Source organism: Geobacillus sp. JS12, assembly GCF_001592395.1.
Classification (GTDB): domain Bacteria; phylum Bacillota; class Bacilli; order Bacillales; family Anoxybacillaceae; genus Geobacillus; species Geobacillus zalihae.
In genome coordinates, this window is record NZ_CP014749.1 from 782,101 (window position 1) to 809,077 (window position 26,977).

Sequence of the window (26,977 nt, forward strand, 5' to 3'; positions counted from 1 at the left end):
CGGATGGAGGGCAAAACGCCGCCCGCGGATCGTTTCGGTGAACATCATGGATCCTAAAGCAGCGATTTTCATCGGGTGGTGAGCGAAATGAGCTCATGGATGTGTTATTCGCCAAACGGCGGCGATTTCCTCTTTTTCGTGCGCAAGGGAGGAGTACGGCAAAGCGGCGGCGAAAGAAACAAGCAGCGGATGATGGAAAGGAGATGGTCTCATGTATCAACCGCCAGACGCCGGCCGTTGGACGGGACGGATTGACAGCGTGAAGGACGAGCGGGCGTTTCGCCTCCATCAGCGCATTCGCTTGCTCGATTTGTCCAAGCCATTGGAGACGGCGGAACGAGCGGCGGCATTCATCGGGTTTGCGTGCGACGAAGGCGTGCGCCGCAACCAAGGCCGCCAAGGGGCGAAAGAGGCGCCGGCCGCCGTCAAAGCGGCGCTGGCCCGGCTGCCTTGGCATCTTCCGGAAGGGGTCGTTGTCTATGACGCAGGCGATGTCGTTTGCGTCGATGAACGGCTCGAACAAAGCCAGACGGAACTTGGGAAGGCGGTCGCCCGCCTGCTGCAACACAACATGGCGTCTATCGTGATCGGCGGCGGCCATGAGACGGCGTACGGCCATTACTTGGGCGTTCGCGAAGCGCTCGGGACGGATGCCCGCCTTGGCATCCTCAACATTGATGCCCATTTCGACTTGCGCCCGTACGATGACGGCTCGACGTCCGGGACGATGTTTCGGCAAATATTGGATCAAGACGAGCGGGCAAGCTACTTCTGCCTTGGCATTCAGCGGCTCGGCAACACGGCGGCGCTGTTTGCGGACGCCGAGACGTACGGCTGCCGGTACATGCTGGAAGACGAGCTGACCGCAGGGCCGATCGAGGCTGCCTATGAACAAATCGAGAAGTTTGCCGCCGATCACGATGCCGTGATGCTCACCATTTGCATGGACGCCATCAGCGCGGCTGCCGCGCCGGGGGTGAGCGCGCCGTCGCCGTTTGGGCTCGCCCCGTCTCTGGCGCGCGCTCTCATCCGCCGAATCGTTTCTCATCCGAAAACGATCAGCGTCGATCTTTGCGAAGTCAATCCACTCTGGGATGAAGGCGGAAAAACGGTGGCGTTGGCCGCCGCCTTTTGCATGGAAGCGCTCCTTCATTTTCAACGCTTGCAGCCAAGGCGGTGAGAACGTGAAATTGGTCATTGCCGAACGGGACGACAAAGAACGGGAAGCGATCCGCTGGCTCGTGTCCGCGTATTCCTTGCCGATCGAACAGGTGTATACAGCAGCAAGCGTGGAGGAGATGATGGCCGTTTTGGAGCGGGAGGCGCCGGAGCTGTTGTACGTCGAACTCGATATGATTCCGTATGAACGATGGCTGCAGGCGACCGCCCACGTCCGCTTGTTTTGCCAGCGGGTGATTGCCGCAACGGCCGAAGCGACGTTCGCGCGGGCGAAACAAGCCATCGACTGGCAATGCGTCGATTTGCTTGTGAAGCCGCTTGAGCCCGCCAAGCTGAAGCAGGCGCTGCGGACGTCGGCGTCGCGTTCCCCGGGGCGTCCAGGCTTGCCGACGGGGTTGGACGCCCATCACGACGATTACCGCTCCTTATTTTGCGATTTTCCTTCCGCGGCCTCCGCGCATGTATGGCTCGTGCAGGCGGAACAGCCCGCTTTGTCTCAAGAAGTGATCCGCTTTTTGATGAATTACCCGTTTCGCGGACGGGCGCGCGTCTTGCCGCTCACCCGTATGGCGGTTTGCCTGCTTCCCGATTTGCCGGGCGACGGGAAAGAAGAGGCGTGGAAGCTGTTGCGCGATTGGGAGGAAGATCATCATGAGCCGCTCGCGGTTGTCGTGATGCCGCCTGATGGCTGGAGGACGGTGCGCGCGCAATACCAAGCAGCGCGCCGGCTGCTCGAGACGACGTTTTTCATTGGCTATCGCCAAGTGATCGCTCCCGCTTCGGAATACGAACAGTGGCGTGAGCTCGATCCGTTTTTGACGCCCGAGGAGCAGCGGCAATGGATCGAGATGCTCGAGCAGTTCGACCACGAAGCGGTGAAACGGTGGCTGCAGCGCGAGTTTTGGCACTGGTCGCCGCCGTTTCCGAGTCCGGAGATGGTGCGGACGCGGCTGACAAGCATCTTGGCGCAAATCCGCCGCTTTATGAAAACGTACCGCCTGGACCGCGGCGGAACCGAGCGGGAATATATGCGCATCTTTCAAGACATTTTGTACAATCCCGTCTTGTATCGCATCGTTCAAGAATTGATTTTATTTTTATATCGGTTGTTCCATGAGGCCAAGCAGGCCGAGGAAGATGCGCGCGTCGACGCCGTGGAGCGCGGCCTCCGCTATATGGAGGCGCATTTTCGCGATCCGTCGCTCACGCTTGAGCGGGTCGCGGCCGCTGCCGGGCGCAGTCCCGCGTATTTCAGCCATTTGTTGTCGAAAAAGCGGGGCGTGACGTTTCGCCAGTGGCTGACGAATCGGCGGCTTGAGGAAGCGAAGCGGCTGCTTCGGCAGACGGACTTGTCGATCAAAGAAATCGCCGAACAAACCGGGTTTCGCACCGCCCATTATTTGACGCGCGTCTTCAAAGCCGAACTGAATGAGACGCCGACCGCCTACCGCGACGAACAACGGCCGAAACCGCCATCGCCGCGGTAGGCGGTTTTGTCTGTGGCAAAGCGCAGCCTTGCCGGATCGCGGGCGAGAGGGGGCGGCGTCTATTTCAAAAGAAATGGATCGATATCGAAAAAAATGAACAAATAAAACGGAGAGGAAATAGAAAATTCAAAAAAATGTGATCACTTTTAAAAGACGTGCGCCTATCTTCTCCTTCTTCGCTCCCTTACAATGAAAAGCAAAGAGGAGAAAGGAGAGGATGACGATGGCAGAAAAACGGACCGTCAGCCCGCCCGCGGGAACTGAGCGGCGGGCGAAAGGATGGATTCAAGAAGCGGCGCTGCGGATGCTGAACAACAATTTGCATCCCGATGTCGCCGAGCGGCCGGATGAGTTGATCGTCTACGGCGGCATCGGCAAGGCGGCGCGCAACTGGGAATGTTACGAGGCGATTGTGGACACCCTTCTTCGTTTAGAAAACGATGAAACGTTGCTCATTCAATCCGGCAAGCCGGTGGCGGTATTTCGCACGCATCCGGACGCCCCGCGCGTGCTGATCGCCAACTCCAACCTCGTGCCCGCATGGGCGACGTGGGATCATTTCCATGAGCTCGACAAAAAAGGGTTGATCATGTATGGACAAATGACGGCTGGCAGCTGGATTTACATCGGCAGCCAAGGAATCGTTCAAGGGACGTATGAAACGTTTGCTGAAGTGGCACGCCAGCACTTTGGCGGCACGCTCGCCGGGACGATCACGCTAACGGCCGGCCTTGGCGGCATGGGCGGGGCGCAGCCGCTCGCGGTGACGATGAACGGCGGCGTCTGCCTCGCTGTCGAAATCGATCCGGCCCGCATTCAGCGCCGCCTTGATACGAAATACCTCGACACGATGACCGACAGCTTGGAGGCGGCGCTTGCGATGGCGAAACGAGCGAAGGAAGAGAAAAAAGCGCTGTCAATCGGCCTTGTCGGCAATGCGGCTGAAGTGTTGCCGCGTCTCGCCGAAATGGGCTTTGTTCCGGACGTCTTGACCGATCAAACGTCCGCCCATGATCCGTTAAACGGCTACATCCCGGCTGGCCTTACGCTTGATGAGGCCGCCGAACTCAGGGCGCGCGATCCGAAGCAGTACATCGCCCGTGCAAAACAGTCGATCGCCGCGCATGTGCGGGCGATGCTGGCGATGCAAAAGCAAGGGCGGTGACGTTTGATTACGGCAACAACATCCGCCAAGTGGCAAAAGACGAAGGGGTGGACGACGCCTTTTCCTTCCCGGGCTTTGTGCCGGCCTACATCCGCCCGCTCTTTTGCGAAGGAAAAGGGCCGTTCCGCTGGGTGGCGCTCTCGGGCGACCCTGAGGATATTTACAAAACCGATGAAGTCATTTTGCGTGAATTTCGCGACAATGAGCGGCTTTGCCATTGGATTCGCATGGCGCAAAAACGCATTCAATTCCAAGGGCTGCCGGCGCGCATTTGTTGGCTCGGCTACGGCGAGCGGGCGAAATTTGGCAAAATCATCAACGACATGGTGGCCAAAGGCGAGCTGAAAGCGCCGATCGTCATCGGCCGCGATCATTTGGATTCGGGCTCCGTCGCTTCGCCGAACCGGGAGACGGAAGGAATGAAAGACGGAAGCGACGCCATCGCCGACTGGCCGATTTTAAATGCGCTGTTGAATGCGGTTGGGGGCGCGAGCTGGGTGTCGGTTCATCACGGCGGCGGCGTCGGCATGGGCTACTCGATTCACGCCGGCATGGTCATCGTCGCCGACGGCACAAAAGAGGCAGAAAAGCGGCTGGAGCGGGTGTTGACGACCGACCCGGGGCTTGGTGTCGTCCGCCACGCCGATGCCGGCTATGAGCTCGCCATCCGGACGGCGAAAGAAAAAGGCATCGATATGCCGATGCTCAAGTAGAAAGGGGGATCCATATGCGCCCGCTTTTTGTCCGCCGCGCCCGCCAGCTCGTGACGCTGGCGGGAAGCTGCGCGGCTCCGCTCGTCAAGGAGAAGATGAGCGATCTAGGCATCATCGAAAACGGCAGCGTCTGGATCGAAAACGGAGTGATCATGGCGGTTGGGACGGACGATGAACTGGCCCGCCAATTTGCCGATCGGCTCGCCGAAGCTGACGTCATCGACGCCAAGGACAAAACGGTGACGCCTGGGCTCATCGACCCGCACACCCATCTCGTTTACGCCGGCAGCCGCGAACACGAATGGACGATGCGGCTCGGCGGGGCGACGTACATGGAAATCATGAACGCCGGCGGCGGCATTCATGCCACGACAAAAGCGACGCGCGAGGCGTCGGAAGAGATGTTGTATGATGAAAGCAAGCGGCGGCTCGATCAGTTTTTGCTTCATGGGGTCACGACCGTCGAGGCGAAAAGCGGCTATGGGTTAAGCCTTGAGCACGAAATCAAGCAGCTTAACGTCGCCAAGCGTCTTGATGACACCCACCCGGTCGATGTCGTCTCCACGTTTCTTGGCGCCCACGCCGTTCCGCCGGAGTGGAAGCACGATCCGGATGAATACGTCCGCCTGATCATCGACGAGATGATTCCCGAAGTGAGCCGGCGGGGGCTCGCCGAGTTCAACGACGTCTTTTGCGAGCGCGGCGTGTTTACGCCCGAACAAGCCCGCCTCATTTTGGAAGCAGGGAAAGCGCACGGCTTGACGCCGAAAATTCACGCTGATGAAATCGAACCGTACGGCGGGGCGGAACTGGCCGCCGAAGTCGGCGCCATCTCCGCCGACCACCTGCTTCGCGCGTCAGACGAAGGAATCCGCCGCATGGCCGATCGCGGCGTCATCGGCGTTCTTTTGCCCGGCACCGCCTTTTTCTTAATGACAAAAGCCGCCGATGCCCGCCGTTTGATCGACGCCGGCGTTCCCGTCGCTTTGGCGACCGACTGCAACCCTGGTTCGTCGCCGACCGTCTCGCTCCCGCTTGTCATGAGCCTGGCCTGCCTGCATATGGGCATGACTCCCGCTGAAGCGATGGCCGCCGCCACGATCAACGCCGCCCACGCCATCGGCCGCGCGCATCTTGTCGGCAGCCTCGAGCCGGGGAAGAAGGCGGATTTGGTCATGTTCAACGTTCCGAATTATGTGCAGATCATGTACCACTACGGAATCAACCATGTCGAGACGGTGATCAAAGGCGGGGAGGTGGTGGTGAAAGAAGGCAAGGTGTGCATCTAAAAGGGAAACGTTCTTCCGTCGAAGCGTTTGGCGACCGGAAGCGGCTATGCTTCCGGCCGCGCAAGTTGGGGTAAAAAGAACAATGGGGGTGGAGGAGAATGAAAACGGATACAAATATAGCGCCATCCGTGCCGACGCCAACGCCGGCCAGCGGGGCATGGAAGTTTTTCGTCTTTAGCGCCATCGGCATTTTCGTATTTTTCGTCCCGGTGTCCATCGGCGGCACATCATCGATTTTGCTCGATCATATTGTGACATGGATTCGCGCGCATTTTCCAGGACTCGTTCCGTATTATGCACTTATGGTTATTGCCCTTGGAGCGGTTTATCCATTCTATAATAAGACGTGGAACAAAGACATTGTCACCGCTGTTTTTTCCATTCTCAAAGTACTTGGATTGATCGTGGCGGTCATGTTGGTGTTTCACATCGGTCCGTCGTGGCTGTTCCAACCGAATATGGGGCCGTTTTTGTACGACAAGCTCGTCATTTCCGTCGGACTTCTTGTGCCGATTGGCTCCGTCTTTCTCGCCCTGCTTGTCGGCTACGGGCTTTTAGAATTTGTCGGCGTATGGATGCAGCCGATCATGTGTCCGATTTGGAAAACGCCGGGCCGTTCGGCGATCGACGCCGTCGCCTCCTTTGTCGGCAGCTACTCGATCGGTCTATTGATCACCAATAAAGTGTTCAAAGAAGGCAAATACACCGTGAAAGAAGCGGCGATCATCGCTACCGGCTTTTCCACCGTATCGGTGACATTTATGGTCGTTGTCGCGAAAACATTGGGGCTCATGCCAATCTGGAACACGTATTTTTGGGTGACCTTTCTCGTGACGTTTGCCGTTACAGCGCTTACCGCCCGGCTTTGGCCGCTGAGCCGCATGAGCGACGAGTATTACGATGGCAAAGGAGATCCTGAACAAAAAGTGACGGGAAGCTATATGAAGCAAGCTTGGTCCGAGGCGATGAAAGCGGTAGGACAGTCAAAAGGGATTGGGACAAACATATGGGAGAACTTGCGCGATGGCTTCATCATGACGATGGGCATTTTGCCGTCCATTATGTCAGTCGGACTGATCGGGCTGTTGCTCGCTGAATATACGCCGGTGTTTGACTGGTTGGGCTACCTGTTCTATCCATTCACCCTTCTGTTGCAAATCCCTGAACCGTTGTTGGCCGCGAAAGCTTCGGCCATCGAAATCGCGGAAATGTTTTTGCCCGCTTTGCTTGTCACCGAGGCTCCGCTTGTCACGAAATTCATCATTGCGGTCGTATCCGTATCGGCGATCCTATTCTTTTCTGCTGTCATTCCATGCATTTTATCTACAGAAATCCCGCTCAGCTTGCCGAGGCTGCTGGTCATCTGGTTCGAACGCACCGTCTTGACGCTCATCCTCACCGCGCCGCTTGCATATTGGCTGCTTTGACGGAAACAGAAAGGCGCCCTAGCCAAAACGGGCGCCATTTGGGTTATCGTCGTTCTCGGAGCGGTGGTGTCGTTTCGCCAACAAGGGGAACCTCCCTAAATGTCAGTCACAAATATTTTACTTACATCGTTTTACATTTGAACATTCAGCATATATAATATAACATGTATAATATAGTATGCAGAGTTCATATGCATAAAACGAAACCGAAGGTGTTGCCGCACCTTCGGCCCTGCAATAGACGGTTCCCATAAAGGGGATCGGCGTGAGCAGAGGGAAATAATCCACCCAGCCGCCTCGTTAACTTAAGGGTGGATTATTTCTTTTGGTTGTGCGACAGCATTGAAACAATGAGACTTGCGAATGCGATCGCAAACATTAATGCTTCAAATACTGTCATCGGCATCACCCCCTTCCAAATCAGGGTAGCCGATCCACCCTTAAGTTACCGTACTATTGCCTTCCTCATTATACCACATATTCGTATAATAAGAGATTGCTTTTTATTACTATGTCTAAAAGCCTGTCCACCTCCGAGACAGGCTTTCACAGCGTTTCCCGCTGCTGCTTTAACAAATCACGAATCTCTGTCAATAGCTCCTCCTCTTTCGTTAGCGTCGGCGCGGTTTCCTTCACCTCTTCCTGCTTTTTCACCCGTTCATACAGCGTGTTGATCAATTTCACAAACAGGAAAATCGAAAACGCGATGATCAAAAAGTCGACGACCGTTTGGATAAACGCCCCATATTTCACTTCCGCTTTGCCGACTTTCCACGACAGGCCGCTGAAATTGATGCCTCCCAACAATAAGCCGACGAGCGGCATGATGATGTCATTGACGAGCGAAGACACGATTTTGCCAAATGCCCCGCCGATAATGACCCCGACGGCCAAGTCGATGACATTGCCGCGGACGGCGAATTTTTTAAACTCGTTCCACATGGTCATCTCCTTCCGAAGAAAATGTTCGTCTGCTATTATACCCGACCGGCCGCAACATTGAAACTTTTTAGTTTAAATCGTAGCAAATCAATTGGTTTTATAGTATTATAGAATACGTTCATCAACCAAACCAAAAGGGGGGAACACATCGTGGAAATGACCGCACAACAACGAGACGTTCGCGCGAAACAAGCAGCGAACGCCCCGAAACATCCGACTACGTGGATGATTGCGGCCTCCATCCTCATATTGATCGGTGGAACGTTGTTCTTATATAGCCGCGTTTCTTGGCAACAGGCGCTTTTGTATGTGCTCGGGGCGTTTGGTGGATTTGTATTGTACCAGGCGCATTTTGGCTTTACATCCGCCTGGCGAAAGTTTATTCTATACCGCCAAGGGGAAGGCATTCGGGCACAGATGATCATGATGGCGGCAGCCAGCGCGTTGTTTTTGCCGCTGCTCGTGAAAGGCTCAGCGCTCGGGCACCCGGTGTCAGGGTATGTATTTGGCGTGGGAGTATCGGTCATCGTCGGCGCCTTTCTGTTTGGCATCGGCATGCAGCTTGGCGACGGCTGCGCGTCCGGGACGTTGTACCATATCGGCGGGGCGATGCGAACGGCATCGTGACGCTCATCGGGTTCATCGCTGGCTCCGTCATTGCGACGACCCACTTTGACGTGTGGGCGAAGATGCCGCAATGGAAGCCGTTCTCGTTCATTGGCGAGTTCGGCCCCTTGGGAGGGTTTTTGCTTCAGTTGGTTTTGCTTGCGGTCGTCTACTATGCGGTGACGGTGATGGAAAAACGACGCCACGGCCAACGCGTTGCTGCATTGCTTGAGAACCGTCATGGCTGGAAAGCGATTTACAAAGGGCCATGGTCGCTTCTGGTCGGGGCGTTGCTCCTGGCTGTAACGAACGCGCTTGTGCTGATGATTAGCGGCAAGCCGTGGGTATTACATCCGCCTTCGCCCTTTGGGGAGCGAAGTTCGTGCAGCTGTTTGGCGTCGATCCGACCGCTTGGGCGTACTGGCAAGATGAAGCGAAACGGCAGGCGCTCGCAAATCCCCTCTACTACGATACAACGACCGTAATGGACATCAGCTTGATGGTCGGCGCCTTGTTGGCGGCAGCGCTCGCGGGCCGCTATACGAAGCCTGTGCAATGGAAGCGTCCGACGCGCATGACGATCGGCGCGCTGATCGGCGGGCTGATGATGGGATACGGCGCCCGGCTGGCGTTCGGCTGCAATATCGGCGCGTATTTCGGCGGCATTGCGTCATTCAGCGCCCACGGCTGGGCGTGGTTTGTCTTTGCTTTCCTCGGCAGCCTGATCGGCGTCAAACTGCGTCCGTATTGTGCGTACAAAAACTAAACGTTCGAACTTCGGCATCCCGTCATGTTGGCGGGATGCTTTCGTTATGCCGGACGGAATATGATACAATGGCCGTAGGGCTTTGACATGCCTCGTGTCCGCTTTTTCGAAACCGTTTTCTTTTTGAGGGCAGGGGAAAGGACGCAGCGGCGCTTATTGGAAGGAGGAAAAAGGCATGCGTCAAGCGGCCTCGATCGTCTGCATTGGCGGGGCGAACGTCGACCGAAAGGCGCGGTTGCTCACTTCGTTTCGGCTCGGCACGTCTCATCCCGTCACCACGACGCAAACCGCGGGCGGGGTGGCGAGAAACATCGCCGAAAACTTAGGGCGGCTTGCTCAATCTGTTTCGCTCGTCAGCACCGTTGGCGATGATCGCGATGGACAGTGGCTCGTTGACGTGACGAGCCGATATGTCAATACGAGCTTCATCGTGCGAACGCCAAAAGCGAACACCGGGACGTATACAGCGGTGCTCGATGAACGCGGCGAGATGGTTCTCGCCTTGGCGGATATGGCCATTTATGATACAGTGGGGGAAGAATGGCTAAAGCAACAATGGACTCGGCTCGGTCCGATTTCTGCAGTTGTGCTTGATACAAATTTCCCGGAGGATGTCATTCGTGCGGCGCTCGCACAATGCCGCCAAGAGGGCATCCCGCTTTGTGCCGTGACGGTGTCGGTTCCGAAAGTGAAGCGATTGCCCAGTGATTTGTCTGGTGTGACGTGGCTTATCACGAATGAAGCGGAGGCGAAGGCATTTGTGGGAAGCGACGGGCATACGGGCGACATCATGGAAGCGATCCTTCACGCCGGCGCTAAGAACGTTGTCATCACGCGCGGCGCAAACGGCGTTGCGTACGCCGCCAAGCAAGGGGAAACAGGGACGCTCGCGGCGCCAAAGGTGGATGTCGTTGACGCCACCGGAGCGGGCGACGCCTTTGCGGCTGGATTTTTGCACGGCGTCCTCGGGGGCCGTTCGATCGAAGACGCCTGCCGCTTCGGGATGAGCAATGCGGCGCTTACGCTGCAAACGGCCGAAACGGTGCATCCCGCTTTGAATGAACACCTGTTGCAAGCCGCCTATGCGCGGTATTTTCGCGAAGGGGAACGAAGTGATGAATGATTTTCTCGTCTTTTCCGAAGAAGTCGCTCAAGCTAAAGCAGAACAAAAGCCGATTGTCGCCTTAGAATCAACGATCATCTCGCATGGCATGCCGTATCCGGAAAACGTGCAGACGGCGAAAGACGTCGAGCGGATCATCCGCGACCGCGGCGCCGTGCCGGCGACGATCGCCATTTTAAACGGAAAAATCAAAATCGGGTTGACCGAAGACGAACTTGAACAGCTCGGGACAAGCCGCGATGTAGAAAAAGTGAGCCGCCGCGACTTGCCGTATGTCGTCGCCATGAAGAAACACGGGGCGACGACCGTGGCGGGGACGATGATTTGCGCCCAGATGGCGGGCATCCGCGTATTTGCGACCGGCGGCATCGGCGGCGTGCACCGCGGCGCCGAACAGACGATGGACATCTCGGCTGATTTGCAGGAACTCTCGCGCACCAACGTCGCGGTCGTCTGCGCCGGGGCGAAATCGATTTTGGATTTAGGCTTGACGCTTGAATACCTCGAGACGCACGGCGTTCCGGTCATCGGCTATCAGACGGACGTCCTGCCGGCGTTCTATTCGCGGACGAGCCCGTTTCGCGTCGACTATCGCCTCGACAGCGTGGAAGAAATCGCCCAGTTCCTCGAAACGAAATGGAAGCTTGGGTTAGACGGCGGTGTTGTGATCGCCAATCCTGTCCCAAAAGAAGATGAGCTCGAGGAGTCGTATATCAACGCGATCATCGAACAAGCGCTCAAGGAAGCAGAAAAACAGCACATCACCGGAAAATCGGTCACCCCGTTTTTGCTTGACCGTGTGAAAACGTTAACCGAAGGGAAAAGCTTAAAAGCAAACATCGCCTTAGTGAAAAACAACGCCGCCTTGGCGGCCGACCTTGCCCGAGAGCTTTCTTGATGCGAACGCCCCCGCCTTGATGGGAGGGCGGGGGCGTGATGGCAGTGGAGGATTTATCGAGCGTGAAGCAAATGGCGGATTTTTCGATCATGCTGGGCGATTTTGACGGAGTGGAAGTCGACCGTTTCTTGTGTTTCAACTAGTTCGACGCGGATGTGGCCGAGTTTCGCTTCGAGCCGTTCGAACCGTTCGTTCACGGTGCGCTCCAACTGGGCGATCTGCCGCTCAAACCGTCCATCCATCTCCTCGATGCGTCCGTCCATTCCTTCCACACGTCCATTCATTCCTTCCATGCGCTTGTCCATGTCTTCGATGCGCTTGTCCATGTCTTCGATGCGTTTGTTCATCGTGTTCGTTTGTTCGCTCAACGCTTGGACTTGGCGTTGAAGCGAGTCGAATTTCTCATGGAGCGCTTCGAACTGCTTGCGCATATCGGACGCGTACAAGTCAAGCACTTGCAAAATTTGCGCCAATATCGTTTTTTCTTCCACCCTCTTCACCTCCTTCCACTTCTAGTATATCAAACAAGCGAGTTTGCGAGAAGGAAAAACGGTTTCAAATCAAGCGGATTTTGTCTATGATGATAGAGGAGGAGATGCTGTGATGTTTGAAATGACCAAGAGCTCCATTGGCTGCCCATTTCCATCGCATCGGCCGCTGCTTGTGTTCCATGTATGAAGGAAGAACCCGCAAACCCGTCGCAAGGAGGTTGAATGTCGATATTCTGTCAGCGACGGGGTGAAATTTCAGAAAAAAAGAAGGTGTGATCATGTCCTTTATTCAAACAATCGAGCCGCATTTGTTTAGCGACCATCCTGTCCTCCGCCAGTTTGCGTTTGACGCAATCGAAGAGTATCCGGATCTTCCAGCCGCGCTTGTGGAGCGTTTGGTGGATGAGGCTGTAACGGCGGACAACGAAGAAACACGGAGGATGATTTTGTACGGCATCTCCAAACAGCCGTTGACGGACCGAGCGCTTGAGCAGTTGTTGACCATGAAAGACGCAACGAAGTACATCCGTTGGTTTTTCCCGTTTCCAGCCGCCCAGCTCGAAAAATACGGAGAACAGCTGCTCCCTCACTTCCCGCGGTCTTGGCAGCGAGCCGTCCGCCTTGCTTTAGAAGGAACAGAAGATGACGTATGGGAACACTATTTTTCAGTGCTTTCGCATTTGCACGAGGAAGAGTTCCACAATCACGATTGGTTTTTAGTAGCCAAACAAGCCGTGCGCATTCTCGTTGAACGCGGATGGATGACGAAGGAAGATATCGGTCTGACATGGATGAAAAACGAGCAACAGCCTTGGTTTTCGTATGACGGCATTTTGGCGGTGTATGCGATCTCGCTCATCGGCGCCGCTGAATATATTCCCCGCCTCGCCCGACTGTTGGAACAACAAGACGGAGATGTGCTTGTTGATCAAGCCGTTTCCACCTTATCGATGTTCCAACGTGAAGAAACGATCGAAGCGGTGCGCCCATATGCGTTTCAGGAAGACACGGCGCTGTCCGCTATTCATGTGCTCGCCAACATCAAATCTAAACAGGCCGTGCGTGTATTGCGAGAAGTCTTTTCCAAGCAGCGCGATGATGACCTCCAAGCATTTTGCTTTGAGGCACTTTGCCATCAGCTGGATAAAGAGGCGCTCCCAGAAGTAGAGCAGTATGTAAAAAGAGCGGAAAAACGAGGGCGTTCTTGGATGATTGATGTCGAACAGAACGCGTACGCCTATTATACGATTCTAGAGATCGATCACCCGAAGCTGGAAACGTGGAAAGCCATTGCCGAGCAGCGGTATCGCCATTTTCAAGCCGTGCTGCAAACACCTCCGCGGCCGACCAACATCCCATACCGCCGAAGAGAGCGAAAAATCGGCCGCAACGACCCATGTCCGTGCGGCAGCGGGAAAAAGTATAAAAAGTGCTGCGGGAAGTAAGCACACGCACTTTGGCTAAAAAAACAGCCTGCCTTCGCGCATGGAAGCGAGAGGCGGGCTTGTTGCTTAACAAAGACTTAAACCTATTTGAAAACGTTTACCAATAATGTACAATGCTTATTCCCAAAATGAATGGTAAAGTTGATTGATGCCAACCCGATATGGTATGTTAAAAGAAAGGTTAATAAAAATTAACGTTCATATCGAATTGTGGATCTATTTTGGTTAAGAATAATTAACATAAAGGGGGTGCGATGATGGAGATTAAACAAACGATCGCGAAAAATTTAAATCGGGTCAAAAACGAGTTGGGGTTGAAGAATCAAGATTTAGCTGAAATGATGGGCGTGACGAGACAAACGATTGCCAAATATTTAAAAGGGGAACAAATTCCTGACAGTGCAAAATTATTTCTTCTGTCGCGACGCTTGAATATCCCGATGAAGGATTTGATCGTTTCTTCCGACGATCAGCGTGAACCAATGTCTTCTTTCATGTTTCGTGCGGATAACCCTAAAGAAAACTTCCGTCTGATTGATCAAAATCAAGTCAATCGGATCATGGATGATTATTATGAGCTGCTTGCCTCTTTTGGAGAGGCTAGTGTTGCTTATTTGCCCCCGACGTATAAAGTAAAGCTCGTTGATCATGAGTTAACGGTGGAACATAAGGCCATCATTCGACAAGCAGCGGAACAAACGAGGAAAATGTTTGGCCTTGATCATGTGACCCCAAGTGATATTTATGCGGTTTTAGAGCACCATGGCATACATGTCATCGCGTTGAAAACGATTGATAAAAAAATTGATGGTTTATCGGCTTACTCCGAGGAAAAAGGAGCTTTTATTTTCCTTAATGATCACGACGAAATACCTGAGGAACGAAAACGGTTCAGCGTCATTCACGAACTTGGCCATCTTATTTTCCATCGCGAGGAGTACCGAAGTGATCTTAGCTCTCTTACTTACAGCAGCGCAAGAAAGGAAATCAACGAAAAAGTCGCCACGTTGTTTGCAAGCTACTTTCTTATTCCTCGCGAACAGTTGCGGGAATATGCCTATTATTTTAAACGATATGTTACCCTTGAAACGATTATGGAGCTTAAGCGCCAATTTTTTGTCAGTGCTGAAGCCTTCATGAGGGCCTTATTGGATGAACAATACATTTCCGGAAGGACGTACGGCCATTTGCGAAAAACGTTGTGGGAGCAAGGATATAAAGAGCAAGAACCTGCTCCAATCGAGTATATTCCCAAAAACCGCAAACTGACCTATTTTGTGAAACAGGCGTATTTCGAGGGGAGCATTACGATTAACAAAGTATGCGAAATCCTTGGATGCGATTTGCGGACTGCTAGAGAAATGATCAAGGGATGGTATAAGGAGCATGGATGTTCGGAAAATACGGGGGCTTTATAAAAAGAGAGCGGTGGTGGACAACAATGTGTTAAACGATTTTTATGAGTTGGGTAGGATGGATTTACTGACGAGAGTGTTTGGCCGAGTGTGTGTTCCCGAAAGTATTTTGTGGAATGAGACTCCTGACGATATCCGGACGGCTTTGCAACAAATCAATTACGAGACGGCCTCTTTATATACAGAAGAGGGATACGGGCTCATGTATCAGCTGTTGACAGAATGGACAGGATTGAGCGAATATGATGCAGAACTGATTGCCATTGCCGGTCAAGATATGATTGTATGCACATCGAATGAAAAAAGGATCATCAATGCATGTGAAAGTTATGGCATCGAATATACGGGAACTTTAGGAATTTTATGTTGTGCGTATGAGCATCAGTTGATCGGACGGGAAGAATTCAAGGGATTGATTGACCGGTTGTTTTCCGATGAGTGCAGCTGCCACTTGCATCCGAGGTTGAAGAACCAAATTTACAAACAGTATCATTTGCAAGATGTATAGTCGTGTTGAACAAGGCTAGCGCCTTTTGCATTGAAATAGGGAACGGTCCTGTCTGGATGCGATTCAAGGACGGCCTTTCTTTGAGAACATTCCACGTCTTCCACCAAAAACTGGCCGCAAAGACCCATGTGGCAACGGGCAAACGTATAAAACGTGCTCCGGGCAGTAGCAACGCTGTTTTCGATCAAAGAAACAACCCGCCCCATGCGTTGAAGCAGGGAGCGGGTTTTCCGTGTAAACTACCCACCACCTATGCTTCGCTTAGAAGTGGGAGACTTCTTTCGGAAGAAAGATGTTAAAACGCCACCGCCATCAAGCTTAAGCTCCCATACTGGTACTCGCGAAACAACACGCGCGGCGCCCCGCCGCGATCGCCTGCCCCGTAGGCGATCCAATACGGCGCGAGATGCTCGGGCGTCGGCACGGCCTGCTTGGCGTAGGGCGCTTTGTTCTCATACTCGAACACCTCTTCACTGTGGGCGGCTGATCGGCTGAGAAGCCAATCATCAAATGCGACGGCCCATTCGTCCGCCTCGGCATGCCCTTCCCAACGGAGCGCCATCAAATTGTGCACCGTCCCGCCGCTTCCGATGATCATCACGCCCTCATCCCGCAGCGGGCGCAGCGCTTCTCCGAGCTGAAACAATTGCTTCGGCGTCCACCACGGCACGACCGACGCTTGCACAACTGGAATATCCGCTTTCGGAAATAAGCGGCGAAGCAGCACCCACGAGCCGTGATCCAGCCCGCGCGTTTGATCGATGGCTACGTCCGTCACACTAGAGAGGCGCTCCCGCACGCGCTCCGCCCACTCGACCGACCCGCGCGCCGGATACACCACTTCATACAGCTCGCGCGGAAACCCGGAAAAATCATAAATCATGTCATACGTTCCCTCAACCGCCGAAACCGTCGGTTGGCGCGTCATCCAATGGGCGGTAAAGATGACGACCGCCTGCGGGCGAATTCCTTCCCCGAGTTTGCCCAAAAACGCCGTGTACGCATTGTCTTCGATCGCCAGCATCGGCGAACCGTGAGCGAGAAACAGGGCGGGGGATCTCATCGTTCCATTCCTCCCTTGAACCATATTGACAAATCCGCTTGCGGCCTAATGCCGCCTCCAAACGATTCGCCGAAAAACGGCGCCGGAATTTCTCATCCCTAGTGTAGCATAAACATCTTTCGCTCTTCTATGCACACGCCTAGCGTTCAACGTTCACGCCATCCCCAGTTTTTCAGCACGGTGCGGTCATTTTTCAATGCGCTTCTCCCACGCGAATGCTCGAAAAAGCGGCTCTCTTACTGGTTAAGAGAGCTGATTTTTTAGTAGAATAGAAGAAAAATAGAAACGAAGAAAACATTTCGGCACGAAGGAGCTATTCTTATGTCATTGCACGATCTGTTCCGTGAAGTGATGGCCATCTACGAGCAAGACAAGCAGGAAAAACTGTCGAAAGAGCGGCGGACGTTTCAGTTAGTGACGCGGGCGATTCCAGAGGCGTTGAAGGCGCTCTCGTTTTTGCCGTCCAACAAGTATATCGTCAAAGGTTCGGTCGGCCAAGGAAACTGGACCGACGTGCCGTGGGTGGCGGTGATGGATCAAGAAGTGACGGATTCGACGCAGCGCGGCTATTATATCGTCTACTTGTTCAGCGAAGATATGCGCCGCCTCTATTTGACGCTCGCCCAAGGGGTGACGGAGACGCCGAAAGACGAAATGGAGCGGGTGAAGCGCGGCATCCGCCAACTCATTCCCGCCGGAGAGCGCGTGCGGACCGATGATGACATCCGTCTTGGCGAAAGCAAACGGGCGAAAGAGTACGAACGGTCGGTGGCGGCGTATATCGCCTATTCGTTTGACGATCTGCCGTCCGATGAACAACTCGCGCGCGACCTTGAAACGATGATCGATTATTACCGACAGTATGCGGAGCGAACAGAACCGATGGCACCGCCCGAGCAGGCCCTTTCCTATCGGGAGGCGGTTGAGCATATTCATTCATACATATCCGCCAAAGGGTTTTACTATACGAAAGAGGAAGTGGCCAACCTCTTTCTTTCATTAAAAACGAAACCGTTCGTCATCCTATCCGGCATTTCCGGAACGGGGAAAACGAAAATCGTTCAATGGCTCGCTGAGAGCGTCGGCGCGACGGAAGACAATAGGCGGTTCACCTTGATCCCCGTCCGCCCGGACTGGAACGACGGCTCTGATTTGCTTGGCTATGTCGACATTAAAGGCGAGTTCAAGCCCGGGCCCCTTACGAACGTCATCATCGAAGCAGAGAAGCATCCGGACAAGCCGTATTTCGTCGTGTTGGACGAGATGAACCTCGCCCGCGTCGAGCATTACTTCAGCGATGTGCTGAGCGTGATGGAAAGCCGCCGCTGGGAAAATGGGCGCATTGTATCGTCGCGGTTGCTGCCGAGAGAAACAGCAGGGTGTGATCTTTTTCTCCCACCGAACGTCTACATCATCGGCACGGTCAACATGGACGAGACAACCCACCCCTTCAGCAAAAAAGTGCTCGACCGCGCGAACACGATCGAGTTTAACCGCGTCCAGCTCGACCATCTCGACTTTTTGCGCGATGTGCCGACCGTTGCACCCCAACCTGTCGGGCAGGAGCTGTTCGCGGCGCGGTATTTGCATTTGAAAGATGTATATGCCGACTATCCAAAGCTGGTAGAAGACGCGACGAAACAGCTCGTGGACATCAACCGCATCCTTGAGCCGCTCGGGGCGCACATCGGCTACCGCGTCCGCGACGAAATTTGCTTCTACCTGGCCTACAATGAAGAAGGAAAGCTAATGGAATGGGACAAGGCGTTCGACTATTGCCTCATGCAAAAAATGTTGCCGCGCCTTTCAGGAAGCGACGTGCGGCTCGAAACAGCGCTCAAGCAGCTGTTTGTCCTGTGCGCCGGCTTTGAACCGGACGGTGAATACGGCGGCGTGCTTGATGTTTCGTATGCTCGTTATCCAAAAAGCGCGGAGAAAATTTGGCGCATGCTGCGGAGGTTAGAGGACGATGGCTTCACTTCGTTCTGGCTCGGGGCGTGACGACTATGAGCTCGTCCATATCGAAACGGAACAGCTCACGCTCGTAATCAAAGGAAAGCCGTACCACGAACAATACGAAGGGCTTAAGCAGTACCGCCGCCTCGATTTCCATGAGACGATGGAGTTTTTCGTCAGCGGCGAAGACATCTTGGACGTCAAACTGTTTGACGTGGACGCGGGTGAGCTTGTCGACTGGTCGGGCGGCCACCGCCCGATTTTCTTTGAAAACGGCGTCTATCAGCTGCTTGTCGTTCCGAAAACCGACCGGGTGCTCTCCTTTTACCATGAGTCGCCAGCGCTGAGAAACGCCATCAGCCTGGTGGACATCGGCGGCCAAGCGGTGTTGATGGGCAATCTCCATTTCCCGAATGAAGTTGGGCTGTCGACATTCGAAATCCGCGACGGCCACCGCTCCGTTTTGGACGTGACGATCGAAATTTTCCCGACGAAATTGACATACAAACAAGACTACCAGCGGCTGCTTGATGAAGTGAGCGAAGAAATTTACAACTTGGCGTTTCACTTCATCAAGCGCACGTACCAGCGGGCGAAGGCGAAACGCAGCGGCGCGCCGTCCCGAAGCGAGTTTTTCCGGCTTATGGAGAGGCATATCGGCGATTTTTTGCATGCCATTCGCCATATCGAGCGGCAGCCGCACCATCAACTGTCGACCGTCCATGTGAGGGTGCGCGGCGACCAGCTCGGCCGTTTGGATGCGGCAGGACGGAATGATTTGCGCAAGCGGCCGCATGTGTTCCGCGACGTCAAACGCGGCATCGACATCGGAAGTCGAACCGTCATGCCGCAATCCGGGCTCAAAGCGAAAAAAGAACTGACGTACGACACGCTCGAAAACCGGTTCGTCAAATGGATGATGACGCGCCTTGCCGAGAAGCTGCGCGATTTGTTCGAACACGTGCAAGGGAAACAAAAACGGTACGAAACGGAACCGGATCCGGATTTGCTTGAGCGCATCCAATCGATGATCCGCGCGCTCGAAACTCGTCTCCGCCACTCCTTTTGGCGGCCGATCGGGCGGCTTGACCGCTCTGTTGCGAGCCTCGTCCTGCAAATGGCGCCCGGATACCGCGACGCCTATCAGCTGTTTCTCATCATCACCCGCGGCCTCGCCTTGCAGGGAACGCTGTACCGAATGTCCGTCAAAGACGTCGCCACGTTGTACGAGTATTGGACGTTTTTGAAGCTCGGGCAGCTCCTCGGGAAAAAATACAAACTCATCAGCCAAAACGTCATCCAAGTGAACCGCTTGGGATTGTTCGTCCATCTCGACAAAACCCGCTCCGCCAAGCAAGTGTACGAACATCCGCACACGGGCGAGCGAATCACGCTCACGTACCAACCGTACGAAGGGAGGCTGCCGACCGTCCCGCAAATGCCCGACACGGTTTTGGCGATTGAAAAGAAGGGAAAAGGATATACGTTCAACTACATTTTCGACGCCAAATACCGTCTGGACTTCGCTGTTTCGGGCAGCGCGTATGAAAAACGGTACGGAATGCCGGGCCCGATGGAAGACGACATCAACACGATGCACCGCTACCGCGATTCCCTTGTCGCCCGCCGCGGCGGCCCATACGAGCGCACCGCCTTTGGCGCCTACGTGCTGTTCCCGTGGCATGACGAAGACAGCTACCAAGCGCACCCGCTGTACAAAAGCATCAACGACGTCAACATCGGCGGTCTGCCGTTTTTGCCGAACGCCACCCGCCTCGTCGAGCAGTTCATCGAGCGGCTGATTGAAAAGAATCCCGAAGAACTGCAACAAGAAGGCATCCTGCCGCAAGGGATCATCGAGGAATGGCGGTCGACTTTCGATGAGCATGTGCTTGTCGGCATGGTGCCAAGCGCGCGGCATTACGAAGCCTACTTGAAGCACCGCTTCTACCACATCCCAGTCAAGCAGCTGAAAAAAGGCTGGCAAAACGCGCGCTACATCGCCCTTTACCCGAAACAAGGAGCCGCCCCGCAAAACGGGGTCACGTGCTTTGGCAAAATCACCGCTGTGAACATCGTCAAACGATCGGCCATCGCCGAGCTGCCGAAACGAAGTGATGACGAATACGTTCGCTTCGAAGTCGAAAGCTGGAACTTTCTCCAACACGTCATCCGCCCCGTCGGCTACGGCATCGCCGTCTATACGATGACGACGCTCAACACGCTCAAGCAGGCGAAAGAACTGCCGGAACTGTTCATGAAATCAAGCGAGGAAATCGCCCTTTGGCGCATCCTGCGGCGGCTGTCCGACCGCATCCGCTTCGACCTTGACGCCCGCTACTTGGACCAGGCGTCCAAAATCACCGCGTACCGCGTCAAAAACGTGTCCATCCGCCTGGAAAGCGGCCGACTCATCATCACAAACGGCGCAAAGCACAAAACAATCCCCGCCGAACTGCTCCGCAGGCAGCCGTCGGCCGTGTTTCGCGAAGTGGTGGGGATGATGGGGGAGGGGCGCGACTAGAAAATGAACCTTGAAAAGTCAACTTTGCGATGACATTGCACACCCCAAGTATTGTAGCATTTCCTCTGGGTGTTTATGAATATTGCTTTTACGGAAGCAAACGTTTTGATCCCAGTGACGATTGCGACAATGAAGATCCATTTGAATCAACGACAGTTGGGCAGACACAAAACAGAAAATGGCGGCATATTGTTTTGGTAGTCTGGTGGGATCTGTAGTAAAATGAAAGTGCTCTTGCATGGGGGATTCCTCCTTTCGAATGATGGGTCACACTTTCATTCTACAGGAGATCCGCCAGCAAGGGCTATTTTTATACTTGTCTGAGTTTTATCTAGCACCACGGGTTCAACTTGTTTGTCGAGTAATGTTGAATTTTTAGTAGCGATTCTTCTTGACTTTTTTTTTTGGAAAATATAATTTTCAAAAAGCATTAGAGGAGGTGTATTTTCATGAGTGGAAAATTATAGTTCGACAAAGGGGATAGCTGTAATAATGGTTTGGCTTGTTTAATAAGTTGGGACCATTGAACAAGGGATGTTCATTGTTCATTTACGGGAAGTTGATTTGGAATTCGAACAAGCGATGATCCCTCAACCAATGTGAAAGATGCTGCGACGTTTACCTGTCCTCATATACATGCAACACCAAGAGTGAACTTTCCATTCATTACAAACTCTAAACATTCCAACAATTCCTCCAGACGCTCATGGATATGCTCTAGGAACCGCTCAGTCGCTTGGATGATATCCCGAAATGAGATTGGAGTGGGATTTCTTTTATGAAGAAAACGGTTTCGTTAGCAACCATTATTATTTTATTATTATCTCTTGGCACTGTTACTAACGGTTTCTCGGATTATATTGAGGTGTATTCAATTGAAAAACACAAGGATAGCTTGCGTTTAACCTGGAAACAAATTTCTAATGCTAAGAAATATGGGCTCTTCACCACAACATGTACTTGACAAGCAATACGGTTTCCTGCACAAAGATGTGCAAAAATCACTGATTTGTTGATTTTCCCTCACAAGCGTAAATAGGGTATGTTCAGAAAAAATCAAGTACAACTTTTGGTGAAGAGCCGAAATATGTTTTATATGATAAAAATGGAGCAGTTTTGTATGAGGGAAATGAAAGGGAGTTTATTCACAAAAACCTAGTAATGGGTGAAATGTATGAGTATGTTTTAGCTGCATTTGATAAAGACGATCGTTTATTGACTAAAATGAATATTATTACAAACACATTACATCCTCTATCGAATGATAGTGTGAAGGTAGATATGTTTCTGAACGAAAGAATGATAAAAATTGATTGGTCAGATATACCACATATTCAAAATTATACAGTTTACCGTGATGGTGAGTCAATAATGATTGTTTCACAGAGTGAGTTTAAAGACTTTAATGTGTCTTTTGGTCGAGAATATATGTATACCATTGAAGGAATCGAGAAAGTAAAAAAATTTGACGAAGCAAAAGGCAAAGTAGTTGAAGATGAAAAAAATCATGTTATCCTAATCCCTTTGAAGCAAGTAATTGATAAGCGTAATACGCATTTTCAGGAATTCTCTAAGTCATTCTCAACATTTGCAGTTGACCCCGTAACTTCTTATCGCAATACCACATTCATTAAGCCAGCTAAAATATCTGCGCCAGACGGTTACTGCTATGGAGGAGATAATCGTAATTTTTCCGCGTCTGCTAGCACATATCGTAATCGAATTGATCTTTCGATTTATTGGCGGGATGGGTCCTATGGATTTTCAAAATATACAAGAGATTCTATCCGTTATAATAAAAACGATAATGGCACATGCGGTTCAAATGGATTGGCAAGGCAAAATGCTGGTACATCAGGTATAACGGCTGTAAAGGAATGGATTACACCGGGCGAAGCACAGTTTCAAATTTCTCATTCTGTTGGATTACCTTTTTACATGGGGGCTCCACCAAATATTGATTACAGTTATAGTTTAAATATTCAAAAGAGTGGAGTTACTTATATTAGTGGTAGCCATGATCAGTATCCTTGGCATGAAATTTATAGATCAGATAACGGGGGAACGTGGAAAACTCTGTATCAATTTGATCCTGATGTTGCAGGTACAAATGTCAATTATTTATTTCCTTGGTACCCCAATAAAAAAATCGCAGTGGGCAAGTAATTTTGCATTTAAATAAAGAATTTTCGATATTGATGTCCCGTTTTTATCACCTGACAAGCGGGTACGTTGACAAGAAGGGCAAACAATGCCATGTAAAGCAAGATTGCAACTTTATATTTATATAATAAGGGGATCGTATGAGTGAAAAAATTTTTTGTGGAGGTTTTGTGGGCGTTTGTCATGTTCACGTTTTCTCTCTCTTTGTTTAGTGATTTTGCCTTTGTCATTGCCATTTTACCGTTTGCGGCATTGGCTATTTTTCTTATATGCGCAGTGACAGAAGTGTTTGTTTCTTATTTTGAGAGAAGATGGGGAGTGAAGTGGGGGTGGACAGTTGTTTTAGGAATTGCAATGGTTGCGTCGCTTCCTTTTTATCCGTCTGTTGTCTTTATGATTCCCATTTATATTGGGGCAATGGGGTATTATGCAGGGAGGCGACTATTTCCTAAATTTTGTAGAATGCAAGGAAAAGCGTAATCATTCACTTTTTTGCACCCTCCCGACGAAAATCGGGAGGATTTTTTGCGCCCATCGTCGATGAAGAGGCTGGATCTCTTGCTCCTTGACGTCAAGTTCGATCAACTCGTTCCTAGATCGAAACAGAGCCCTCGTTCTTAAGCTGTGTCTATGATAATCAATCTATAGTTTCGACAAATTTCAACAACATCCTACCAGTTGTTTTCGTAAAATAAAACCATAAAGAAAAGAAACAAGGAGCCATTCGTGCATGAAGACAAAAGGGATGATTGACAACAGACAAAACGGTCTAGTCGGCGATGCGTTGAAAGCGCATATCACAAAAAGCAGCAAACTATCGATTGCGGCGGCGCATTTTACGTTATATGCGTTTGCAGAGTTGAAAAAAGAGCTGGCGCAAATCGATGAATTTCGCTTTATTTTCACAGAGCCTGCCTTTGTGAGCAGCGACCGCCCACTCAATGAATGGGTGAAGAAAAACGAAGCGGCGCTGTATGGAGTGGAGGAAGAGCGGAAATATAAAATCGAACTCAACCAAGCATATATAGCAAGGGAACTGGCGAAATGGCTGAAACAGAAAGCAAGGGTGAAATCGGTCGTCAACCAGCGCATTCAAGGCAGCTTATATCATGTACGAAATGAGGACGGGTCACAAATCGGTTTGATCGGCGGAGCGCCGTTTTCCAGTCCAGGGTTAGGCTACAGCAATTCCTCCCATTTTTATTTTACCCATGTGCTGGATGATCAAGATTCCAGCGCCCAGCTGCTTCGCCAATTTGAGGCGATTTGGCAAGATGAACAGGCGCTGCAAGATGTGAAAGAGGAAATGTTGCGGCGTTTGGAAATGATGCATCGAGAACATCCGCCAGAGTTGATTTACTTTGTCACACTTTATCACCTGTTCAAAGATTTTTTAAAAGAAGGAACAAACTACGAAACGTTGCAGATAAGAACCGGATTCCAAAATACGGTGATTTGGAACAAACTTTACGATTTCCAGCGCGATGCGGTCATTGGCGCCATCAATAAGATCGAAACGTATGGGGATGCATCATCGCTGACAGTGTTGGGCTCGGAAAAACGTTCGAAGCGTTGGCGGTGATTAAATATTACGAACTGCGCAATCACCGCGTTCTCGTGTTGGCGCCAAAAAAATTGCGGGAAAACTGGGCGATTTATCGGTTAAATGATCGGCGAAACATTTTAGCCGCAGACCGCTTTTCGTATGACTTGCTCAATCATACCGATTTATCGCGCGAACGCGGCTACAGCGGCGATATTAACTTAGAGCATGTCAACTGGGGAAACTATGACTTGGTTGTCATTGACGAATCGCATAACTTTCGCAACAACGATCCGCGCCACGATCGGGTGACGAGATACTCCCGATTGATGAACGATATCATGAAAGCGGGGGTGAAGACGAAGGTATTGATGCTTTCCGCCACCCCTGTCAACAATAAGCTTGATGACTTGAAAAATCAAATTGCCTTTATTACAGAAGGAAATGACAAAGCATTGGCGGAAACAGCGAACATCAAAAGCATCAGCCAGACGATCCGCCGCGCCCAGTCGCAATTTAACAAATGGAGCCGGCTTCCCGAAGAAGAACGGACGACCGAGCGGCTGTTGGATATGCTCGATTGGGACTATTTCGCTTTGCTTGATTCGCTGACGATCGCCCGTTCGCGCCGTCATATTGAAAAATATTACAACGTGGACGCTATCGGGCCGTTTCCGACGCGTCTAAAGCCGATCAATCTGAAAGAAAAAATCGACAGCAAAGATGAGTTTCCGCCGCTTGAGAAAATCAACAACGACATTTTGCGGCTTCGCATGGCGCTCTATTCGCCGATGCAATACGTGCTGCCGCACAAAAGAGCGGACTATAGCGAAAAATACGACACAAAGGTCGCAAACGGCCGAGTGTTTAAGCAAACCGACCGCGAGCACAACCTTGTTTATTTAATGAAGTCGAATTTGCTGAAGCGGTTGGAAAGCAGCGTTCATTCGTTTTCTTTGACATTGCAAAACATCATCCAACAAATCGACGAACATCTCGAGAAAATCGACCGTTGCGATGGGAGTTCTGGGACAATTGGCGAGATGGACGAGATCGATGCGGAAGATCCGGAATTGGAAGAGGCGTTGATTGGCTCGAAAGTCAAAATCTTTTTGAAAGACATGGATTTGATCCGTTGGAAACAAGATTTGCTATACGACCGGGAGATTTTGCTAAGGCTGCTTCACCAAGCGCGGAACGTAACGCCGGATCGCGATCAAAAGCTGTTGGCGTTGAAACGATTGATCGAACAGAAAATCAAGCACCCGATTAACGAACAGAACAAAAAACTGCTCATTTTCACCGCTTTTGCCGATACGGCAAACTACTTATACGAGAATTTGCATCAATGGGTGCAAACCCAATTTGGCTTGCACTGTGCGGTCGTGACGGGCGCTGATCGGCCGAAAACGACATTGAAGATGAAGAAAGTCGATTTCAACCATGTGTTGATGAACTTTTCGCCCGTCTCGAAAGAGCGCGATAAAGTGATGCCAGAAATGAAGGACGAAATCGACATTCTCATCGCCACCGACTGTATTTCCGAAGGGCAGAACTTGCAGGACTGCGATTATCTCGTCAACTATGACATCCATTGGAATCCGGTCCGCATCATTCAGCGGTTCGGCCGCATCGACCGCATCGGCAGCAAAAACAAACAAATCCAGCTCGTAAACTTCTGGCCATCGATTGAGCTTGATGAGTACATTCAACTTGTCAACCGGGTCAAGGGCCGAATGACCATTTTAGATATTTCAGCGACTGGCGAAGAAAACGTCATTGCCGACAACAGCAACGAAATGAACGACTTGGAATATCGCCGCAAGCAACTGGAAAAATTGCAAAATGAGGTCATTGATTTGGAGGATATTTCTGGAAATATATCGCTGACCGATTTTACTCTCGACGACTTCCGGATGGATTTGTTGAAATTTATGAAAGAACATAAGGAAAAACTCGAACAGGCTCCGCTCGGACTTTTCAGCATCACCGCCAATCAAAATGAAACACTGAAAGACGGAATTCAGACGGGCATCATCTTCTGCCTGAAACAAACGGCGCCGACGGCATCGGCGCATGAACAAAACGCGCTTCATCCGTATTACTTAGTGTATGTTCGGGAAGACGGCACGGTGTTGTATAACCATGTCCACGTAAAGAAAGTGTTGGATTTATACCGGTCGCTTTGCAACGGCAAAAAAGACGTTGAATGGGGCTTGTACAAGGCGTTTTACCAAGAGACGAAAAACGGAAAAGACATGGGGTGATACAAGG

19 protein-coding genes and 3 pseudogenes are annotated in these 26,977 nt (G+C 51.8%); 17 read left to right on the forward strand and 5 right to left on the reverse strand.

Features of this window, described 5'->3' with window-relative positions; translation table 11 throughout:
- Positions 1-211 precede the first annotated feature (211 nt).
- The 5 genes and pseudogenes from hutG to A0V43_RS03995 all read left to right on the forward strand — a co-directional run bounded on the left by hutG (position 212) and on the right by A0V43_RS03995 (position 7,260).
- Positions 212-1,180, forward strand: a complete 969-nt coding sequence (hutG, locus tag A0V43_RS03975; protein WP_063192424.1) for a formimidoylglutamase — start codon at positions 212-214, stop codon at positions 1,178-1,180.
- A gap of 4 nt (positions 1,181-1,184) precedes the next feature.
- A complete protein-coding gene (locus A0V43_RS03980) occupies positions 1,185-2,666 on the forward strand; it encodes a helix-turn-helix domain-containing protein (protein WP_063192425.1) in 1,482 nt (493 codons plus the stop codon).
- A gap of 223 nt (positions 2,667-2,889) precedes the next feature.
- A pseudogene (hutU, locus tag A0V43_RS03985) lies at positions 2,890-4,544 on the forward strand (urocanate hydratase).
- 14 nt (positions 4,545-4,558) lie between these two features.
- Positions 4,559-5,833, forward strand: a complete 1,275-nt coding sequence (gene hutI / locus A0V43_RS03990; protein ID WP_063192426.1) for an imidazolonepropionase — start codon at positions 4,559-4,561, stop codon at positions 5,831-5,833.
- 98 nt (positions 5,834-5,931) lie between these two features.
- Positions 5,932-7,260, forward strand: coding sequence for a YjiH family protein (locus A0V43_RS03995; RefSeq protein ID WP_063192427.1), 1,329 nt, complete (start codon positions 5,932-5,934; stop codon positions 7,258-7,260).
- 316 nt (positions 7,261-7,576) lie between these two features.
- Here A0V43_RS03995 and A0V43_RS20975 read toward each other — a convergent pair whose 3' ends face one another.
- Both A0V43_RS20975 and mscL read right to left on the reverse strand, forming a co-directional pair.
- Positions 7,577-7,666 carry a putative holin-like toxin gene (locus A0V43_RS20975; protein ID WP_370643316.1) on the reverse strand — a complete coding sequence of 30 codons (90 nt, stop codon included), beginning with the start codon at positions 7,664-7,666 and terminating at the stop codon, positions 7,577-7,579.
- A gap of 140 nt (positions 7,667-7,806) precedes the next feature.
- A complete protein-coding gene (gene mscL / locus A0V43_RS04000; protein ID WP_015374498.1) occupies positions 7,807-8,202 on the reverse strand; it encodes a large conductance mechanosensitive channel protein MscL in 396 nt (131 codons plus the stop codon).
- A gap of 150 nt (positions 8,203-8,352) precedes the next feature.
- Between mscL and A0V43_RS04005 the strand changes: the two are divergent.
- From A0V43_RS04005 to A0V43_RS04015, 3 genes and pseudogenes are all read left to right on the forward strand, one after another.
- Positions 8,353-9,574: pseudogene (locus tag A0V43_RS04005) on the forward strand (YeeE/YedE family protein).
- Positions 9,575-9,749: 175 nt separating this feature from the next.
- A complete protein-coding gene (locus A0V43_RS04010) occupies positions 9,750-10,697 on the forward strand; it encodes a carbohydrate kinase family protein (protein WP_063192428.1) in 948 nt (315 codons plus the stop codon).
- Positions 10,690-11,595 (forward strand): pseudouridine-5'-phosphate glycosidase, encoded by a 906-nt coding sequence (locus A0V43_RS04015; RefSeq protein WP_063192429.1) that lies wholly within the window; start codon positions 10,690-10,692, stop codon positions 11,593-11,595. Before A0V43_RS04010 ends, A0V43_RS04015 begins: the two co-directional genes overlap by 8 nt.
- 53 nt (positions 11,596-11,648) lie before the next feature.
- On the opposite strand, the gene A0V43_RS04020 is transcribed toward A0V43_RS04015, so the two are convergent.
- Positions 11,649-12,086, reverse strand: coding sequence for a hypothetical protein (locus A0V43_RS04020; RefSeq protein ID WP_021321283.1), 438 nt, complete (start codon positions 12,084-12,086; stop codon positions 11,649-11,651).
- A 278-nt stretch (positions 12,087-12,364) separates the two neighbouring features.
- Here A0V43_RS04020 and A0V43_RS04025 point away from each other — a divergent pair, with 278 nt between their 5' ends.
- The 3 genes from A0V43_RS04025 (at position 12,365) to A0V43_RS04035 (ending at position 15,454) form a co-directional block, all read left to right on the forward strand.
- Complete coding sequence (locus tag A0V43_RS04025; protein ID WP_063192430.1) at positions 12,365-13,531, forward strand: HEAT repeat domain-containing protein; 1,167 nt, start codon at positions 12,365-12,367, stop codon at positions 13,529-13,531.
- A gap of 254 nt (positions 13,532-13,785) precedes the next feature.
- On the forward strand, positions 13,786-14,949 hold the full coding sequence (locus tag A0V43_RS04030; RefSeq protein WP_236930911.1) for a helix-turn-helix domain-containing protein: 1,164 nt from the start codon (positions 13,786-13,788) through the stop codon (positions 14,947-14,949).
- Positions 14,950-14,962: 13 nt separating this feature from the next.
- Complete coding sequence (locus A0V43_RS04035; RefSeq protein ID WP_236930912.1) at positions 14,963-15,454, forward strand: PIN domain-containing protein; 492 nt, start codon at positions 14,963-14,965, stop codon at positions 15,452-15,454.
- Positions 15,455-15,749: 295 nt separating this feature from the next.
- On the opposite strand, the gene A0V43_RS04040 is transcribed toward A0V43_RS04035, so the two are convergent.
- Positions 15,750-16,517, reverse strand: a complete 768-nt coding sequence (locus A0V43_RS04040) for a DODA-type extradiol aromatic ring-opening family dioxygenase (protein WP_063192433.1) — start codon at positions 16,515-16,517, stop codon at positions 15,750-15,752.
- 321 nt (positions 16,518-16,838) lie between these two features.
- Between A0V43_RS04040 and A0V43_RS04045 the strand changes: the two genes are divergently transcribed.
- Together A0V43_RS04045 and A0V43_RS04050 are read left to right on the forward strand one after the other, a co-directional pair.
- Positions 16,839-18,518, forward strand: a complete 1,680-nt coding sequence (locus A0V43_RS04045) for an MrcB family domain-containing protein (protein ID WP_063192434.1) — start codon at positions 16,839-16,841, stop codon at positions 18,516-18,518.
- Positions 18,487-20,997: a restriction endonuclease-like protein gene (locus tag A0V43_RS04050; RefSeq protein WP_063192435.1), complete on the forward strand. Its 2,511-nt coding sequence runs from the start codon at positions 18,487-18,489 to the stop codon at positions 20,995-20,997. Before A0V43_RS04045 ends, A0V43_RS04050 begins: the two co-directional genes overlap by 32 nt.
- A 114-nt stretch (positions 20,998-21,111) precedes the next feature.
- Here A0V43_RS04050 and A0V43_RS18605 read toward each other — a convergent pair.
- Positions 21,112-21,237: pseudogene (locus tag A0V43_RS18605) on the reverse strand (IS982 family transposase); the annotation flags it as partial.
- Between the two features lie 930 nt (positions 21,238-22,167).
- Here A0V43_RS18605 and A0V43_RS04055 point away from each other — a divergent pair.
- The 4 genes from A0V43_RS04055 (at position 22,168) to A0V43_RS04065 (ending at position 26,970) form a co-directional block, all read left to right on the forward strand.
- Positions 22,168-23,163 (forward strand): DUF3238 domain-containing protein, encoded by a 996-nt coding sequence (locus A0V43_RS04055; RefSeq protein WP_236930913.1) that lies wholly within the window; start codon positions 22,168-22,170, stop codon positions 23,161-23,163.
- A gap of 141 nt (positions 23,164-23,304) precedes the next feature.
- A complete protein-coding gene (locus tag A0V43_RS04060) occupies positions 23,305-23,640 on the forward strand; it encodes a hypothetical protein (protein WP_063192436.1) in 336 nt (111 codons plus the stop codon).
- A gap of 250 nt (positions 23,641-23,890) precedes the next feature.
- Positions 23,891-24,742, forward strand: a complete 852-nt coding sequence (locus tag A0V43_RS20165) for a phospholipase D-like domain-containing protein (protein WP_236930914.1) — start codon at positions 23,891-23,893, stop codon at positions 24,740-24,742.
- On the forward strand, positions 24,739-26,970 hold the full coding sequence (locus A0V43_RS04065) for a DEAD/DEAH box helicase (protein ID WP_236930915.1): 2,232 nt from the start codon (positions 24,739-24,741) through the stop codon (positions 26,968-26,970). Before A0V43_RS20165 ends, A0V43_RS04065 begins: the two co-directional genes overlap by 4 nt.
- Positions 26,971-26,977 lie beyond the last annotated feature (7 nt).